Raw genomic sequence first — 15,093 nt, 5'->3', positions numbered from 1 at the left:
TCAGCTCACGTTCGCCAGGTCTAGCGTCCAAGTTTCAGCCGCTGGGTTGACGGCAGAGGGTGTTACCCCTGCCAGTTTCATACGGGCATACACTTTGCCCACGATAGGGCGCCGCGCACCAGTCAGAACAAACTTCCAATGGTTGTCGGGCACCTACGTTGAGAACCTGCCCTGGTTGGACTGCGCCGAGCGTTACGACCGTGCTCACACCTTTCACTACATGGATCCGCCTTACTGGCAGACGGCAGGTTATGGCGTGGATTTTCCTTTTGAGAATTACGAGCGAATGGCCGACTTCATGCGCCGATGCAAGGGCAAGGTAATGGTCAGCGTTAACGATCACCCAGACATTCGCCGAGCCTTCGACGGGTTCTATTTTGAAACAGTCGACATTCGCTTCAGCACCACAAACCAAAGGCAAGGCAAGGCTAAGATCAGCGGAGAGCTGGTGATTATGAACTGGGAGCCAGCCGCATTTTGTGGACTGTTCTGATAGCATTAAACATCCTTGGATGGCACCGGCAGCAGTAAATCAGCTCCCTGGTTTTTCACATTTCCCACTGCTTTGCCAATGGCATACCACTCAAAGTCCTCCACAGGCTGGCAACAGTCCTGTGTTATTTCCTCGGCCCGCGCTGGGGATTAAGGTTGGGGTCAATCCATTCCCTGGCGTGCTCAGGTGTCAGCACCAACGGCTTGCGGTCGTGGATGTCTACCATGCCCTGATCACTGGAGGCGGTGATGATCACGAATCCATCGCCGTCGTGCTGATCCAGGTCGCGATGAACTAGCGCGAGCGCGCCAAAGAATATGGGTTTCTGACTCTTCAGACGAATGAAGTAGGGCTGCTATCTCTTCGGACCGTCAGTATCTTTGACCCACTCATACCACCCCTCACTAGGCACTAGTGCTCGGCCATTCGGCCAAAGTTGCTTAAAGAACTTCCCTGTGGTGACCGTCGCTACACCGGCGTTAATCGCGGCGGGGCGCTTGCCCTTGGTCCAAAACGCTGCCCATCCCCAGTGCACAGCGTCGACGTGCAATCCATCCTGCTGCCCGTACAGAACTTGTATACCGATGATCTATTCGCGATATTCCAGCCAGCCCAGCTGAAGCAACCCGGGTTAAGACGGTTTTGGACCAGATCAACAGCCGGTGGGGGAAGGGCACACTTTAAGCGGCGAGGGTGCTAGCGAAACCTGACTGGATATGCGTCGCGAGATGATGAGTCAGAGCTATACAACTAGGTTTGATCAGCTATGGACGATCAGATGCAAATAGCTTTTGAGTACAGCATTTGGCGGGTCATTTGGAAAGGGCTACGCACCATAGAATCAGGAAAAAATATAAAAAGCATAAAAAAATGAAATTTTAGTATAGTGGAGATTGGATTAAATATAGTGATGCTCATGCAGGAGGCTAATAATGGTATTTGAATTCACCATCCCATCGCTCACGAAGGTCCTGACACCTATAGTAACTGTTATAGCGAGGGATTTAGTTGGCGCAGTGAAAGAAGGTGCGCATAAGCTTGAGGTTACACGCTCATCTTCCATGATTGCGAATCTGGTTATAAATATTAATACAGTAAAAACTATCTGGTCAAAGGATAAGGGATTATTGCTTGATGAGTTTTACTACGAGCCAACGTTATTTGGTAGGGAGTCTGGTCGGAATGTCATTGCGTCCGATCTTTTAAAACAAAATTCTATTGTTGAAGGTATTGTAGGTCAGGGAAAATCTATGTTAATGCGGAAGCTTTGTAATTCCGTTGTTGAGATTGGATGTATCCCGGTTTTTCTCGAATTGAGAATGCTTAGTAAAGAAAGAAGCCTAACTGATTTGATATTGGACTACCTTGATGCTTGCAGTATTAAAGGGGGTTTAGGAGTTTTCCAACATCTGGCAAATAGTGGGAAGCTTGTATTGGTGCTTGATGGTTTTGATGAGATTCATTCTGATATGGTCACCTCAACAGTCTATCAAATAGAACAGTTTAGGAAAAAATATCAAAAGCTAATCCAGGTTGTTTCTGCACGGCCCAATAATGCGATAGCGCATTTGACAGGGTTTGAGATGTTTTCAATAGTGCCGCTTTTGCAGGAGGATTATGAGCCTTTTTTAAATAAGCTGGTGAAAGATGTTGTGTTTAAGGCGAGTTTAAATATCGCTATTAGTGAAGCGCCCCAAAGCATTAAAGGGGTTATAACAACACCTCTAATGTTGACATTGCTATGTTTGGTTTATGAAAATGAAAGTGAAATTCCGTCATCCCTTCCGGACTTTTTCGAGCGTCTTTTTAATGCCGTATTTACAAGGCATGATAAATTTAAAGTAGGGTTTCATAGACAGCTTTTCAGTGGCTTGTCGGAATCAAAAATAAGAAATTTATTTGATTCATTCTGCTTTATGACCTTGCAAGCTGGGCACAGGCGGAGCTTGTCAAACTCTCAATTTGAGAGTGTTTTTCTTCGAGCAAGTAAGTTTGCCCCTGGCGTAGTTTGCGATGTTGACGGCTTCAGGAAAGACATAGTTAACGTTGCATGCTTGATGTTGGAAGACGGTTTTGATGAGTTGGTCTTTTTGCATAAGAGCATTCTTGAGTATCATGCAGCAGTATTTGTTAAGAAATCGCCGGACGAAATTTGTGAAAAGTTTTATGAAAAGGCACCTTATAGTATTCATAATTGGATAGAGGTTTTTGTTTTTTTAAGTTATATAGATTCATATAGATTTAGCAAGTATTTTATTTTGAAGTATTATGTTCCTGAGTTGGAGGTGCTTACTCATCTCCTATATGGTAAGAGTATTGAGTCGCTAATTGAGTACGTCTCAGCTAGAATTCCTAACTATGAAGTTTTAATGAGTAATTCGTCTCCTGTGTCTTTTTCAACACAAAACGATGGTTTTGATCTGCCTCTATATCAAAATTTATTTAGCTTGCTTATGGAGGTAGTAAGTATTTCAATTGTTAATTCTAGTGCAAAAAACCTGCAAAAAGCCATCCGACAAACTCCCGCGCAACATGTTGGGCAGGTATCTATAAGTTTTGAATCGTTGGCGAGAAACCTTGATATTTCGGATGTATGGATAGAACTTCGGAGCTTGGAGCGGGAACTGATAGAACGAGTCGGGGAAGCGAGGCGAATAATTGAATCTGAAAGCATAAAACATGAAATATTTGACTAGTGAATTTCAGAACCGTGCGAGAAATGAAAGCTGAAAGCATTCGACCAGGTTCAAGCTTTGGAGGGATCGTTCCATTAACGTCGCTTCCAGCGCGAGCTTAGCCTCACTACAGGCTAAAAAGCGTAGGAAATCCATTCCGCAACCGAAACGGAATACCCCGATTTAACAGGGCTTCAGCGCCGTTTAAATATTGATGATGCGGAATTGTATTGCATGTAACTGACTGATAAATAACGATACTTGTGTGGATTGCAGATCCACCTACGCCGGTTCGATTCCGACCTCGGCCTCCACTCTTGAAAACCCCGTAGATTAACGTCTACGGGGATTTTTTATGGGCGGGTGAAAAGTTGGAGCCGTTTGATCCGACACGCTGACTCAGTTGCCGCTCGGCTCGGACCTGTTGATGCGCAGCCCCTTAACTTCACGCGCATACACCGCTAGTTTTTCTTGTTGATTGGCCAGCAGCGCACAAATCTTCATCAGACCGGCTGCGGCGCTGGGCGTACTGCCATTCGCCGCGAGAGCGTTCAACTCCACCACTGACCACCCAATAACAGCCGCTGCATCTTCAAGGTCATAGAACAATTCCTGCTGGGCGGTTCTGGGCCCGTCGAGGCCCTGGATCAACTCTTCCATCTACCTCTCCGTTTGATGCTGATTCAGCTTGAGGCCCATCACAACCATTCCGACCTCTGCCAGATCCGTGTTGAATGGAATTTCACCGATTTGCAGGAACCCAAATGTTTCGTAGAACCGTCGGGCATTTGAATTGCTCTTGAGCACATCCAGCCACAGTAAGAGTTCTCCACGCTTTGCTGCCTGATCGCAAATGAGCTGCAAAAGTTGCTTGCCGTAGCCACGTCCGGCAGCGGATTTCAGGAAATAGATTTTTTGCAATTCTGCGCCCAACTCACCGGTGATAGGTGCTGGTGTCGACCAGTTGACCTTGGAAAACCCAATGGACGTGCCCTGTTCATCTGAGACGATCAGCCATGAGTGACGGTCGGGCAGGTCAAGTGATCGGCGGAGCGAATCGCGTGCGAAATCCTGCTTGAGGAAGTCGCTCATGCCAACAGGGGACCACAAGGTCGAGAAATGCTCTTGATAGGTCTCGCGGCCCAAGGCTCCCAGGCTGTCGAGATCGGCTTTTGTTGCTGCACGAATGTTGATCATCGGAATCGCCCCGGTTAGCTCAAACCCACTGCCCATACACGTATCCACTACAACACAAACCCTACCAAGACGTTACACGAAAGCCGTGACGGACTTCATTTGCAGCGGTCTTATTTTCCGTACACCCAACCTTGTAAAGCAGAGAGTGTTGTCATGAAGTTGAATTACCTAACCAAGGCAGCTGTGGTTGTCGCGCTGTTGTCGACCTTGTCTGGCTGCTGGATGTTTATGCCGCCGGGCGGTGGCGGCGGCGGTGGGCATGGCGGTGGGGGTCATGGTCAAGGCGGCGGCCCTGGTGGCCCTGGCGGCGGTCAGCGTTAACCATCAGTCAACCAGAGGCAGGTCATGAACAATGACCTGCCTCTTTTTTTGCCTGGGACAAATCCCGGACAAAGAAAAGCCCGCGATGGGGAGTGCGGGCTAAAAGGGATGTTCATTAGGAGCTGAGTCCACCCTAGCCCGGCGTCTGTGAAAGCTTTGTGAAAAGTGTACGCCTCATTCCGCGCCTGGCTGTATGGGGCAGGGGAGGCCATAACCCACTACTGTCCTGGCATACCACTCCTGCTTGGATGCTGCCTTATGTTCATCCCCACCAGCCTGCTCTCGGCCTTTGTGCTGTTCGCCTTCGTGTCCTCGATTACACCGGGGCCCAATAACACCATGTTGCTGGCCTCGGGGGTCAATTTCGGGTTTCGTCGCTCGATGCCTCATGCGCTGGGGATCAGTATCGGTTTCATGCTGCTGGTGATTTCGGTCGGCCTGGGGCTGGGCGAAGTGTTCAAGGTGTTTCCTTGGGCCTACACCGTGTTGCGCTATGTGGGCGCAACGTACCTGTTGTACCTGGCGTGGAAGATCGCGACGTCGGGCGGCATGTCCGACAGCAATGACGAACGCGGCAAGCCCATGACCTTCCTCGGCGCCGCTGCGTTTCAGTGGGTCAACCCCAAGGCATGGATTATGGCGCTGGGCGCCATTACCACCTACACGCCGGCCGAGGGCTATGTCGTCAATGTGCTGGTGATTGCGCTGGTGTTTGCCGTGGTAAACCTGCCCAGCGTGTGCGTCTGGGTCGGGTGTGGCAGCGGCCTGCGCAATGTGCTGCGTGAGCCGCGCTGGCTGCGACTGTTCAACTGGTCCATGGCCGGGTTGCTGGTGTTGTCGCTGTACCCGATGTTGTTTGCCAGCTAAGTGCTAGACCGGTGAGATGGTCGCCAGCAGGCCGATGCCGATGGTCAGCACTAAAAAACCGAACAGGAAAATCGCCATCTTGGTCATAAGGCCTCCGAAGGGAAGGGGAACAGGATTGGGGCTATTGTCCGCCCTGAGGGTATTTCAATACAGGCGCAGATAACAAAGAAAAAACCGTATCAGATGCGCTCTGCACTGTTCTGCTACGGGCTTCGGAGCCCTGTGCTTTTTTCAAGATCAGCGCCTGAGACAGCCACCGCATTTCCCCCTAAGATGGCGCCCACTGCATCAACAATAAGAGTGGGCCAACCCTCGATGGAAAGACGTCAATTCAGCGGTGGCATGAAAGGCAAGAACCTGCGCTACCTCAATGAAACCTCACAGCCGGCGTCGGTCACCCGCGTCGGCTTCCTGTTGCTTGAACATTTCTCCCTGCCTGCCTTCACCCAGACCCTCGACACTCTCGTCACCGCCAACCTGCTACGCCCCGATCTGTTCGCCTCACGTACGTTTGGCTGGGGCGATGGCGAAGTGACCAGCGACCTGGGCCTGGTTATCCGCCCCGATGCGGGCCTGGATACTGCTGCGCTGCATGATTTGCAGTTGTTGGTGATCTGCGGCGGATTTCGCACCGAACTCAAGGCCAGCGAGGAATTCATCCAACTGCTGCGCAACGCTGCCGAGCACGGCGTCCACCTCGCGGGTCTGTGGAACGGCGCTTGGTTCCTCGGCCGCGCCGGACTGTTGCAGGGCTACCGCTGCGCTATCCACCCGGAACATCGCCCGGCGCTGGCGGAAGTGTCCAAAGCCACCCACGTCACCAGCGAACCCTACGTGATCGACCGCGACCGTCTGACCGCCTCCAGTCCTTCAGGCGCCTTCCATATGGCCCTGGACTGGATCAAGAGCCTGCACGACAAGGCGTTGGTCGAGGGTATCGAAGACATCCTGGCCTTTGAGGAGTCCCGCTACCGGCGTATCAAGCCCACCGAAAACGTCAGCGTCAGCGCGCCGTTGCGTGAAGTGGTGAAGCTGATGGACGCGAACCTTGAAGAACCCTTGGAACTGGACCAGTTGGCGGTCTACGCCAGCCGCTCTCGTCGACAGTTGGAGCGACTGTTCAAGGAGCAATTGGGTACCACGCCACAGCGCTACTACATGGAATTGCGCGTGACCGAAGCGCGGCGGTTATTGCAGCACACCGAGTTGTCACAGGTAGAGGTGCTGGTGGCGTGTGGCTTTGTGTCGCCGAGTCATTTCAGCAAGTGCTACAGCTCGTACTTCGGCTATCGCCCCTCTAAAGAGAAGCGCCTGGTCAAATAGCCTGGGCCTAGCGTCAGCGAGGCTTTGTTGGCGCGGGCTCAGGTCAGGAAACAGTCGTGCGGTTGACCATCGCCAGAATGGTCGCCAGCAATTCGTGCTGGGCTTCTTCACGGCTGATTTCGCCGCTGGCGGCTGCATGGGACAAGGCTTCCGCCGCGCCGAGCATGGCCCGCAGGCCGGCTTGGGACACTGTGCCGCTGGGAGCGAAGGGCGCCAGGGCGTCGCGGCATTTGTCGAGAAAGATCGCCTCGTACTTGCGCTTGAGGGTTTCCAGCTCCGGTGAGCCGCTGAGTGCGGCGGTGACGCCGGGAATTTCCCGACCCTGCAATAACACGCAGTCCACATACGACGCGGCGATGACCCACGCGCGGTCGTCCAGGGTCGCGCTGCTGGCTTCGATGGCTTGGGCAAACACCTGATTCTGGCGTCCGTCGAAGTCTTCATACAGCGCAGCCAGCAATCCTGCCCGGGTGACGAAATGGTCGTAGACCACCGGCTTGGTCACGCCCGCCAGTTCCGCCAAGCGGCCCAGGGTCAGGGCGTCGGTGCCTTCTTCGCGCACCAGTTGCCAGGCCACTTCCAACAATTGATTCAGACGATCTTCACGGGACAGACGACGACGTGGGGCAGGGGACTCAGTGCTTGACATGCTTATATACCAAAAGTAACTTACTCGAATTAACTTACTAACAGTAACTAAGGCCAGCCTAAACCGAAAGGGAGTCAATGTCATGCACGCACTGATCGTTGTAGCTCATCACGACCCACAATCCCTCACCCACAGCATCGCCACGCAAGTCGCCGCAGGCCTCATCGCCTCTGGCCACACCTACGAAATCGCCGATCTCGCCGCCGAAGGTTTCGACCCGCGCTACACCGCCGCCGACCACCTTGTCCATCGCACCCGCGCCGCACCGCCGGCCGATGTGCTTGCCGAACAGGCGCGCCTCGACCGCGCCGACGCCCTGGTGCTCGCGTTTCCCATCTATTGGTGGTCGCTGCCGGGGCTGCTCAAGGGCTGGATCGACCGCGTGTTCGTCAATGGCTGGGCAATCGACTACGGCCCGGATACCCCGGTGTTGAAAAAACTGCGCCACTTACAGGTGCACCTGCTGGCCCTCGGCGCAGCCGATGACAGCGCGTTTGACCGCCACGGCTATGCCAAGGCGATGCGCACGCAGATCGACTACGGCATCTTTGATTACTGCGGGGCGAAGGTGCTGACGTCCGAGCTGTTGCTGGAGTCGGAGGGCGGCGCGGCCGAGGCGCATCTGAAAACGGCGAAGGCCGTGGGGCAGGGGTTATTCGAAACCGAGACCGTCGCCGGTTGATTCACCCCTCGCGAAACAGGTCGTGGGCGTCCAATAGGCGGTAGGCGATTTCCGGGCGTTTCTCCAGGCCTCGGCGAATCGCCGCCGGGATTGATTGCCGGGTCTTGCGGCACATGCCTGGCAGCTCGTCGATCACGATCTGGATCCCGCGCATGCTCTTGACCTCGGTGTGCCCTGGCGCGATGTGCACGCGGATGCCCAATTGCTGGTACATCAGCTGTTGCATGCGTTCCAGGTCCTGCAGGCTCTTGAGGTCTTCGAGGCGGTCGAGCAGGCGTTTTTCTTCCTGGCGCGTGAGGTTGAGGATGCGCAGGTCGGCGCCGGGGGCTTCAAGCAGTTGCTCGCGGTCGCAGACACAGGCGCCGGGTGGGCAGGGTTGGCGAATGGTCATGTGCTTGCCCTCCCCAAACCGACGCTACTGACTCAGTAGCTGAGCGCGACCCCAAGACTGCCCAAGGCCTTCCAGTACTCAGGATAGGTCTTGGCGACACAATCCGGGTCCTGAATGCGGATGCCCGACACTTTCAAGCCTGCCAGGGCAAAGCACATGGCGATGCGGTGGTCGGCGTGGGTGTCGATCAGCGCAGTGCAGGACGTACCGGCCAGCCCAGGATCAGCCGCGACCAGCAAGTCGTCACCTTCGATGGTCGCCAGGCCCGGACGGATCTCGTTGAGGCCGTCATGCAGCGCCTGCACGCGATCACATTCCTTGACTCGCAGGTTGGCCAGCTCGGTGAAACGCACCGGGGTGTTGTTGAACGCGGCCAGCACGGCCAGCGTCGGGATCGCGTCCTGCATCTGCGAGCCCACCACGGTGGCCTGCATGTTCGGGAACTGGGCGATTACGGCCTGGGCCTTGGCGTCGGGCTGGGTGAAATCCTGCGCGGCCACGCCGATGTCGATACGGCCTCCGGTCAACACTTCGGCGGCCCACAGGTAGGTGGCGGCGGACGCGTCGGGTTCGATCAGGTAGTCATGGGCGGTATAGCCGGTGGGGGCCACGCGCCAGGTGGTGTCGTTGACCTCGTCCACCTGCGCGCCAAAGGCACGCATGCAGTCCAGGGTCAGGTCCACATAGCCACGGGCGCCGATGTCCTTGCCGGTCAGCGCCACTTCGATCGGCGCCTCACCGCACGCGGCCAGCATCAATAGGGCCGAGACGTACTGGCTGGACAGCCCGCCGTCAATCTCGAAGCGCTTGGCCTGGACCTTGCCCACGCCGTGCACGGTCACCGGTGGGCAGCCGGTGGGGCTGTCGACCTGGATGCCGTTCTGGCCGAGGGTGGCCAGCAGCGGGCCGATCGGGCGCTTTTGCATATAGTCGTCGCCGTCCAGCACCACGGTGCCTTCGACGGTGGCGACGGCGGCCGTCAGAAAGCGCATCGCCGTGCCGGCATTGCCGAGGAACAACGGTTGCGCAGGCAATTGCAGCTTGCCGGAGCCGGTGACGACAAAGGTGGTGTCATCCGGCTCATCGATGGTCACGCCCATTTGGCGCAGGGCCACCGACATGTGGCGGGTGTCGTCGCTTTTCAGCGCGCCACTGAGGCGGCTGGTGCCCTTGGCCAGGGAGGCCAGCAGCAGGGCGCGGTTGGTAATGGATTTGGAGCCGGGCGGTGCGACCTTGCCGTTCAGGGGAAAGTTGGGCGGTGTAACGGTCACGGTTTTCTGCGAACTCAAGGTACAAGGCTCCTGATCAAGGCAAGGTGGGACGGAGTGGCCGACGGGCGGACCCGAATAATCGGCCAAAGGTGCGGTGCTTGTCGAGGTTTAGCGCTGGCTCAGCCAGTAATCATGCAGGGCACGCGCTGCCGGTTCGATCTCGCTGACGCGTTGCTGGTGGGCCTGCACATCCAGGTCGGCCGGCAATTCGAAGTTGTCCTGCTCGGCGCACCAGGAGATCTTCTCCAGCAGCGCGGCCTGTGCGGCGGGCAGTGCTGGCCAGTTGCCGATGGCGGCGCCACGGATATACCCAAAGCACCATTCTTCGGCGAGGGTCACGGTGTGGCCTTGATGGTCGGTGTCATCGAAGCGTGCCTTGAAACCTTGGGCGTCGGTCGCCAGTTGGGCAGCCAGCAGGTTGATATGACGCACGCACAGGTCCAGGAACTGCTGGGCCTCTTCGGCGCTTTCCCACTCCGGGTTCTGCCCACCCCAGATCGCCGGGAACCACTCTGCAATATCGACCTGCGCGGGGCTGGACACCAGTGCGGTGAAGTAGCCGTTGAGTTCCGCCAGGTTCAGCACCGAATGGTCATCGCCGTACTTGAGCAGGGTTTCTTCGATGAAGTCCAAATCGGTGGTGGCGAGGGGTTGGGCGTGCATGGCATTTCCTTAAAACGTCGAGCGCCGCGGGTAGGGCGGCTTAAAGCGCCAAGGATGGCGCCTGGCAGGGTTTTTTGCCAGTCCCGCTTTTGGCCGATGCGCCGTGGTGCACCCTTGTTATAGTTCGGGCCTTATCACTCGCCAGCCAGGGATCACTGCCATGTCCGAATACCAAGCGTTCGTCGTCGAAGTCACTGGCAACGTTGCCCATGTGCAGATCAACCGCCCGGAAAAAATCAACGCGATGAACGCGGTGTTCTGGACCGAGATCATCGACATCTTCCAATGGATCGAAGACACCGACGCCGTGCGGGCCGTGGTACTCAGCGGCGCCGGCAAGCATTTTTCGTCGGGCATCGACCTGATGATGCTGGCCTCGGTGGCCAATGCCTTCGGCAAGGACGTCGGCCGCAACGCACGCCTGCTGCGCCGCAAGATCCTGGAGCTGCAAGCCTCGTTCAACGCGGTCGACAACTGCCGCAAGCCAGTACTGGCGGCGATCCACGGTTATTGCATCGGCGGCGCCATCGACCTGATCAGCGCCTGCGACATGCGTTACGCCGCTGAAGATGCGCAGTTCTCCATCAAGGAAATCGACATCGGCATGGCCGCCGACGTCGGTACGCTGCAACGCCTGCCCCGCATCATCGGCGACGGCATGCTGCGTGAACTGGCCTACACCGGGCGCCAGTTCGGCGCCGAGGAAGCACGCAGCATTGGCCTGGTCAATCGCGTCTACGCCGATCATGAGCAACTGCTGGCCGGTGTCCTGGAAATCGCCCATCAGATCGCCGCCAAGTCACCGATTGCCGTGACCGGCACCAAGGCCATGATCAGCTACATGCGTGACCACACAGTCAATGATGGTCTGGAATACGTTGCCACCTGGAACGCGGCTATGTTGCAATCCAACGACCTGCGCGTGGCCATCGCGGCCCATATGAGTAAGCAGAAACCCGAATTCGTGGATTGACTGACATGACCCAAGGCTGGATTACCACAACGCTGCTGGACAACGACACCCCCGGCGGCTGGGCCGTCGCCCGCAGCCGCGACGGCTTTTTGCATGACCCCAACGGCCCGCTGTTCCCTCGCGAATGGCTCAAGCGCCAGGACTTGGTGGTGTTAGCCGAGCACGGCATCGGCCACCTCGACGGTGAGCCGGTGTATTTGCTGGAACTCGACGCCACCGCTGACGTGCCAGGTTGCAGCTGGCAAGGCCTGCGCGGCTTCATGCTGCAAGGTGATCACACACTCTACAAAGTGCTCGGATACGCCGCTCAGATCGGTACGTGGGCGCGGGAGCATCGGTTTTGCGGCAGTTGCGGCCAGGCCATGGTCCAGGTGCCACGGGAGCGGGCGATGTTCTGCCAGGCGTGCGACCTGCGCAGCTACCCCAGGATTTCGCCGAGCATGATCGTGCTGGTGACCCGTGGCGACGAGATCCTGCTGGCCCGTTCGCCGCGTTTTGTGACAGGCGTGTACAGCACGTTGGCGGGGTTTGCCGAGCCGGGGGAATCGGCCGAGGACTGCCTGATCCGCGAGGTGCGCGAAGAAGTGCAGGTGGAGGTCAAGAACATCCAGTACATGGGCAGCCAGTGCTGGCCGTTCCCCCATTCGATGATGCTGGGCTTTCACGCCGAGTACGCCGGTGGCGATATCGTGCCCCAGGCCGACGAGATCGAAGACGCGCAGTGGTTCAACATCCACGACCTGCCGCCGTTGCCGGCGTCACGCTCGATTGCGCGCTACCTGATCGACCTCTACCTGGCCCGTCGCCTAGGGCACGCTGAACCAGTGCTGCCAGGCTAGGCGCACCGTCAGGCCGAGGACCACGGTGATAAACACCGGCCGAATGAATTTGGCGCCGCCGCTGATCGCGCTGCGTGCGCCAAAGAACGCGCCACACATCACCGAGACGCCCATCGCCAGGCCGACGATCCAGTCCACCGAGCCGTTGAAGATAAACACCGACAGCGCCGCCGCGTTGCTGACGAAGTTCATGCTGCGCGCCACGCCGCTGGCCTTCACCAGGTCGATGGGGTGCAGCAGCATGGTGCTGACGGTCCAGAACGCGCCCGTACCGGGGCCGGCCACGCCGTCGTAAAAACCTAGGCCAAAGCCTTGGGTGGACTGCCACTTCTTCTTGATCGGCGCGTCGTTATCCAATGCTGCCTTGGGCGTACCGCCAAACAACAGGTACAGGCCACAGCCGAAGACGATCACCGGGAGCATCTTGTTCAGGGTTTCGGCGGGCAGGTAATGGGCGACCACTGCACCGGTCAACGCACCGATCAGCGTACCGACGATGGCGTGCACCCACTGGCGCGGGTGGAACAGCTTGCGGCGGTAGAAGGTAAAGCTGGCGGTGGCCGAGCCGAAGGTGGAACTGAGTTTGTTGGTGCCCAATACCAAGTGCGGTGGCATGCCGGCGGTGAGCAGGGCGGGCGTGGTGAGCAGGCCGCCGCCGCCGGCGATGGCGTCGATAAAACCGGCGACAAAGGCCACGACGGCGAGAATGGCGAGGGTGGTGAGGTCAACGCTGAGTTCGAAGGGCATGGGCAGGGCTTATTGTTGGCGGGACTGCTGAGGGTCGCCATCTTACCTTCCGAATGTAAGGAGATCCAAATGTGGGAGGGGGCTTGCCCCCGATAGCGGTGTATCAGTCAGCTTGTGTCTAACTGAACCACCGCCATCGGGGGCAAGCCCCCTCCCACATTGTTAACCGTGACCGCTGGGTTATTTGTGGGTACCCAGCCACTCCAGCGCCGTGCGCCAGATGCAAATCCCCAGGAAATACGCCGACATCACGGACCACAACCCAAACGTCCACGGGTTGGTGTTCGGGTAATCCACCACCATCAAGAAGCTGCACAGCAACCAGATGGTGGTCACGGCGATATTGATCGGCATGAAGCGCTTGACCCGGAACGGGTGCAGAAACTTCATCGGCGTCACGGTCAGCAGCGCCAGGCCGATCACGGTGAGCAGGGTCACCCAGGCGTCCGGCTGGATGATGTACACGCACAAGGCAACCACGTTCCAGGCGGCGGGGAAGCCGACGAAGTAGTTGTCCTTGCTCTTCATGTTGACGTTGCAGAAGCAGAACAGCGACGAGACCAGGATCACCGACACGGTAAACAGGTGGGTAAACTCCGGCAGGTCGATGTAGCGGTAGATAAACAGTGCCGGAATGAACACGTAGGTGAGGTAGTCGATCACCAGGTCCAGCACCGAGCCGTCAAAGCTGGGCAGTACCGTGCTGACATTGACCCGGCGCGCCAGGGAACCGTCGACGCCGTCCACCACCAGCGCCAGGCCCAGCCACAACAGGCAGGCCTTGGGTGAGTTCTCCAGCAGCGCCAGGGTGGCCAGGAAGGCCAGCACCACACCGGTGGCGGTGAAGCCGTGGGCGCCCCAGGCTTTGATTCTGGCTACATGCAGGGTCGATATCACGGGCGGTTCTCCAAAAGGTCAAACGGGGCAGCCGACAACGTGACGCCGTCGAGTCTGGCCGGGGAATGCAGGTATCGACCGGGAAGGGGGTCATAAGGTTCACCGCCCGGCGTATCACTTAGCGTAGCAAGCGTAGGACGTTTCGGCATCAGCCTTGACGGAACACCAAGGCCTTCAGGCCACTTTGCACGTCGATATCCGGAAATTCAGGTGGGTTTTGCAGGCGTTCCACAAAGCGCAGGCCCGGCGCCTCGCGGGTAACGCCGTCGATCAGGAAGTCTTCGCCAAAGGCCGGGTCGTTCATGCAAGCGAGCACCGTGCCCTGCGCCGTGAGTAAGTCCGGCAGGCGACGCAATACGCGCTGGTAGTCCTTGGTCAGCAGGAAGCTGCCTTTCTGGAAGGACGGCGGATCAATGATCACCAAGTCATAGGGGCCGCTGTTGGTGACCTTGGCCCAGGACTTGAACAGGTCGTGGCCCAGGAAGGTCACTTTGCTCAGGTCATGACCATTCAGGCGATGGTTGTCGCGGCCACGGCTGAGGGCGCCACGGGCCATGTCGAGGTTGACTACATGGTCGGCGCCGCCTTCGATGGCGGCTACCGAGAACCCGCAGGTGTAGGCAAACAGGTTGAGCACGCGCTGGCCCTCGGCCTGTTCGCGCACCCAGTTGCGGCCGTAGCGCATATCGAGGAACAGCCCGCTGTTCTGCTTTTTACCCAGGTCGATCAGGTAACGCAGGCCGCCTTCGGTGATGGTCAATTCGTCGATGGGCTCGCCCAGCAGCCATTCGGTGGTGCTTTGCGGCAGGTAGCGGTGTTGCAGGGCGACGGTGTGGGCGCCGAATCCGGCCCAGTCGATCTGCAACAGTTGCGCCTTCAGGGCGTCCAGGTGTTCGGTTTCCTTGAACAAGGCCACCAGCACCACGCCCTGCAGCCAGTCCACCGTCAGTTGCTCCAGACCCGGCCAGCAACGGCCACGGCCGTGGAACAGGCGCCGGGTTTCAGCAGGCACAGTGGCCAGGGCATTGAGCAGGTGGGCGTGCAGGGTGGCGAGTGCGTCTGGGGTCATCGTTGAGCGTCGGTCGTTGAGCGGGCGGCATTTTAA

The 15,093-nt window shown here is 57.5% G+C and carries 16 protein-coding genes and 4 pseudogenes; 9 read left to right on the top strand and 11 right to left on the bottom strand.

Going from position 1 to position 15,093, the window contains the following annotated elements:
- A pseudogene (locus AB3G88_RS14070) lies at window positions 1-144 on the bottom strand (DUF4224 domain-containing protein); the annotation flags it as partial.
- Between AB3G88_RS14070 and AB3G88_RS14065 the strand changes: the two are divergent.
- A pseudogene (locus AB3G88_RS14065) lies at window positions 134-493 on the top strand (DNA adenine methylase); the annotation flags it as partial. The pseudogenes AB3G88_RS14070 and AB3G88_RS14065 overlap by 11 nt on opposite strands.
- 5 nt (window positions 494-498) lie before the next feature.
- Here the strand turns inward: AB3G88_RS14065 and AB3G88_RS14060 are convergent.
- Window positions 499-1,052, bottom strand: a pseudogene (locus AB3G88_RS14060) (SOS response-associated peptidase family protein); the annotation flags it as partial.
- 18 nt (window positions 1,053-1,070) lie between these two features.
- Here AB3G88_RS14060 and AB3G88_RS14055 point away from each other — a divergent pair.
- Window positions 1,071-1,281, top strand: a pseudogene (locus AB3G88_RS14055) (DUF4113 domain-containing protein); the annotation flags it as partial.
- Between the two features lie 144 nt (window positions 1,282-1,425).
- Complete coding sequence (locus AB3G88_RS14050) at window positions 1,426-3,189, top strand: NACHT domain-containing protein (protein ID WP_480450248.1); 1,764 nt, start codon at window positions 1,426-1,428, stop codon at window positions 3,187-3,189.
- Window positions 3,190-3,567: 378 nt separating this feature from the next.
- Here the strand turns inward: AB3G88_RS14050 and AB3G88_RS14045 are convergent, their stop codons facing one another.
- Together AB3G88_RS14045 and AB3G88_RS14040 are read right to left on the bottom strand one after the other, a co-directional pair.
- Window positions 3,568-3,828: a hypothetical protein gene (locus AB3G88_RS14045; RefSeq protein ID WP_480450246.1), complete on the bottom strand. Its 261-nt coding sequence runs from the start codon at window positions 3,826-3,828 to the stop codon at window positions 3,568-3,570.
- The gene (locus AB3G88_RS14040) at window positions 3,829-4,365 is read right to left on the bottom strand and encodes a GNAT family N-acetyltransferase (protein WP_480450244.1); all 537 of its coding nucleotides are present in this window, start codon (window positions 4,363-4,365) and stop codon (window positions 3,829-3,831) included.
- Between the two features lie 153 nt (window positions 4,366-4,518).
- Here AB3G88_RS14040 and AB3G88_RS14035 point away from each other — a divergent pair, with 153 nt between their 5' ends.
- The 3 genes from AB3G88_RS14035 to AB3G88_RS14025 all read left to right on the top strand — a co-directional run bounded on the left by AB3G88_RS14035 (window position 4,519) and on the right by AB3G88_RS14025 (window position 6,876).
- Complete coding sequence (locus AB3G88_RS14035; RefSeq protein WP_158235035.1) at window positions 4,519-4,686, top strand: hypothetical protein; 168 nt, start codon at window positions 4,519-4,521, stop codon at window positions 4,684-4,686.
- A gap of 258 nt (window positions 4,687-4,944) precedes the next feature.
- Window positions 4,945-5,553, top strand: coding sequence for a LysE family translocator (locus tag AB3G88_RS14030; RefSeq protein WP_112195482.1), 609 nt, complete (start codon window positions 4,945-4,947; stop codon window positions 5,551-5,553).
- A 315-nt stretch (window positions 5,554-5,868) separates the two neighbouring features.
- Window positions 5,869-6,876, top strand: a complete 1,008-nt coding sequence (locus tag AB3G88_RS14025) for a transcriptional regulator SouR (RefSeq protein ID WP_480450241.1) — start codon at window positions 5,869-5,871, stop codon at window positions 6,874-6,876.
- Between the two features lie 43 nt (window positions 6,877-6,919).
- On the opposite strand, the gene AB3G88_RS14020 is transcribed toward AB3G88_RS14025, so the two are convergent.
- Window positions 6,920-7,525 carry a TetR/AcrR family transcriptional regulator gene (locus AB3G88_RS14020; RefSeq protein WP_191946147.1) on the bottom strand — a complete coding sequence of 202 codons (606 nt, stop codon included), beginning with the start codon at window positions 7,523-7,525 and terminating at the stop codon, window positions 6,920-6,922.
- An 82-nt stretch (window positions 7,526-7,607) separates the two neighbouring features.
- Here AB3G88_RS14020 and AB3G88_RS14015 point away from each other — a divergent pair, with 82 nt between their 5' ends.
- Window positions 7,608-8,207: an NAD(P)H-dependent oxidoreductase gene (locus AB3G88_RS14015; protein WP_191959042.1), complete on the top strand. Its 600-nt coding sequence runs from the start codon at window positions 7,608-7,610 to the stop codon at window positions 8,205-8,207.
- Between the two features lies 1 nt (window position 8,208).
- Here AB3G88_RS14015 and AB3G88_RS14010 read toward each other — a convergent pair whose 3' ends face one another.
- The 3 genes from AB3G88_RS14010 to AB3G88_RS14000 all read right to left on the bottom strand — a co-directional run bounded on the left by AB3G88_RS14010 (window position 8,209) and on the right by AB3G88_RS14000 (window position 10,532).
- A complete protein-coding gene (locus AB3G88_RS14010; protein ID WP_032886837.1) occupies window positions 8,209-8,598 on the bottom strand; it encodes a hypothetical protein in 390 nt (129 codons plus the stop codon).
- A gap of 32 nt (window positions 8,599-8,630) precedes the next feature.
- Window positions 8,631-9,887: a 3-phosphoshikimate 1-carboxyvinyltransferase gene (locus AB3G88_RS14005; RefSeq protein WP_480450238.1), complete on the bottom strand. Its 1,257-nt coding sequence runs from the start codon at window positions 9,885-9,887 to the stop codon at window positions 8,631-8,633.
- A gap of 90 nt (window positions 9,888-9,977) precedes the next feature.
- Window positions 9,978-10,532: a UPF0149 family protein gene (locus tag AB3G88_RS14000; protein WP_480450236.1), complete on the bottom strand. Its 555-nt coding sequence runs from the start codon at window positions 10,530-10,532 to the stop codon at window positions 9,978-9,980.
- 160 nt (window positions 10,533-10,692) lie between these two features.
- Between AB3G88_RS14000 and AB3G88_RS13995 the strand changes: the two genes are divergently transcribed.
- Together AB3G88_RS13995 and nudC are read left to right on the top strand one after the other, a co-directional pair.
- Window positions 10,693-11,505: a crotonase/enoyl-CoA hydratase family protein gene (locus tag AB3G88_RS13995; RefSeq protein ID WP_099585271.1), complete on the top strand. Its 813-nt coding sequence runs from the start codon at window positions 10,693-10,695 to the stop codon at window positions 11,503-11,505.
- 5 nt (window positions 11,506-11,510) lie between these two features.
- Window positions 11,511-12,344 (top strand): NAD(+) diphosphatase, encoded by an 834-nt coding sequence (gene nudC / locus AB3G88_RS13990; RefSeq protein ID WP_112195471.1) that lies wholly within the window; start codon window positions 11,511-11,513, stop codon window positions 12,342-12,344.
- On the opposite strand, the gene AB3G88_RS13985 is transcribed toward nudC, so the two are convergent.
- The 3 genes from AB3G88_RS13985 to AB3G88_RS13975 all read right to left on the bottom strand — a co-directional run bounded on the left by AB3G88_RS13985 (window position 12,312) and on the right by AB3G88_RS13975 (window position 15,057).
- Window positions 12,312-13,091, bottom strand: a complete 780-nt coding sequence (locus AB3G88_RS13985) for a TSUP family transporter (protein ID WP_480450233.1) — start codon at window positions 13,089-13,091, stop codon at window positions 12,312-12,314. The genes nudC and AB3G88_RS13985 overlap by 33 nt on opposite strands.
- Window positions 13,092-13,271: 180 nt before the next feature.
- The gene (gene pcsA, locus AB3G88_RS13980; RefSeq protein ID WP_099585269.1) at window positions 13,272-13,988 is read right to left on the bottom strand and encodes a phosphatidylcholine synthase; all 717 of its coding nucleotides are present in this window, start codon (window positions 13,986-13,988) and stop codon (window positions 13,272-13,274) included.
- 148 nt (window positions 13,989-14,136) lie between these two features.
- Window positions 14,137-15,057 (bottom strand): class I SAM-dependent methyltransferase, encoded by a 921-nt coding sequence (locus AB3G88_RS13975; RefSeq protein ID WP_099585268.1) that lies wholly within the window; start codon window positions 15,055-15,057, stop codon window positions 14,137-14,139.
- Window positions 15,058-15,093 lie beyond the last annotated feature (36 nt).

The sequence above is a fragment of the Pseudomonas arvensis genome (assembly GCF_056688935.1).
The sequence above is the reverse complement of the archived record's forward strand: the minus strand, read 5'-3'. Positions and strand labels throughout refer to the sequence as shown.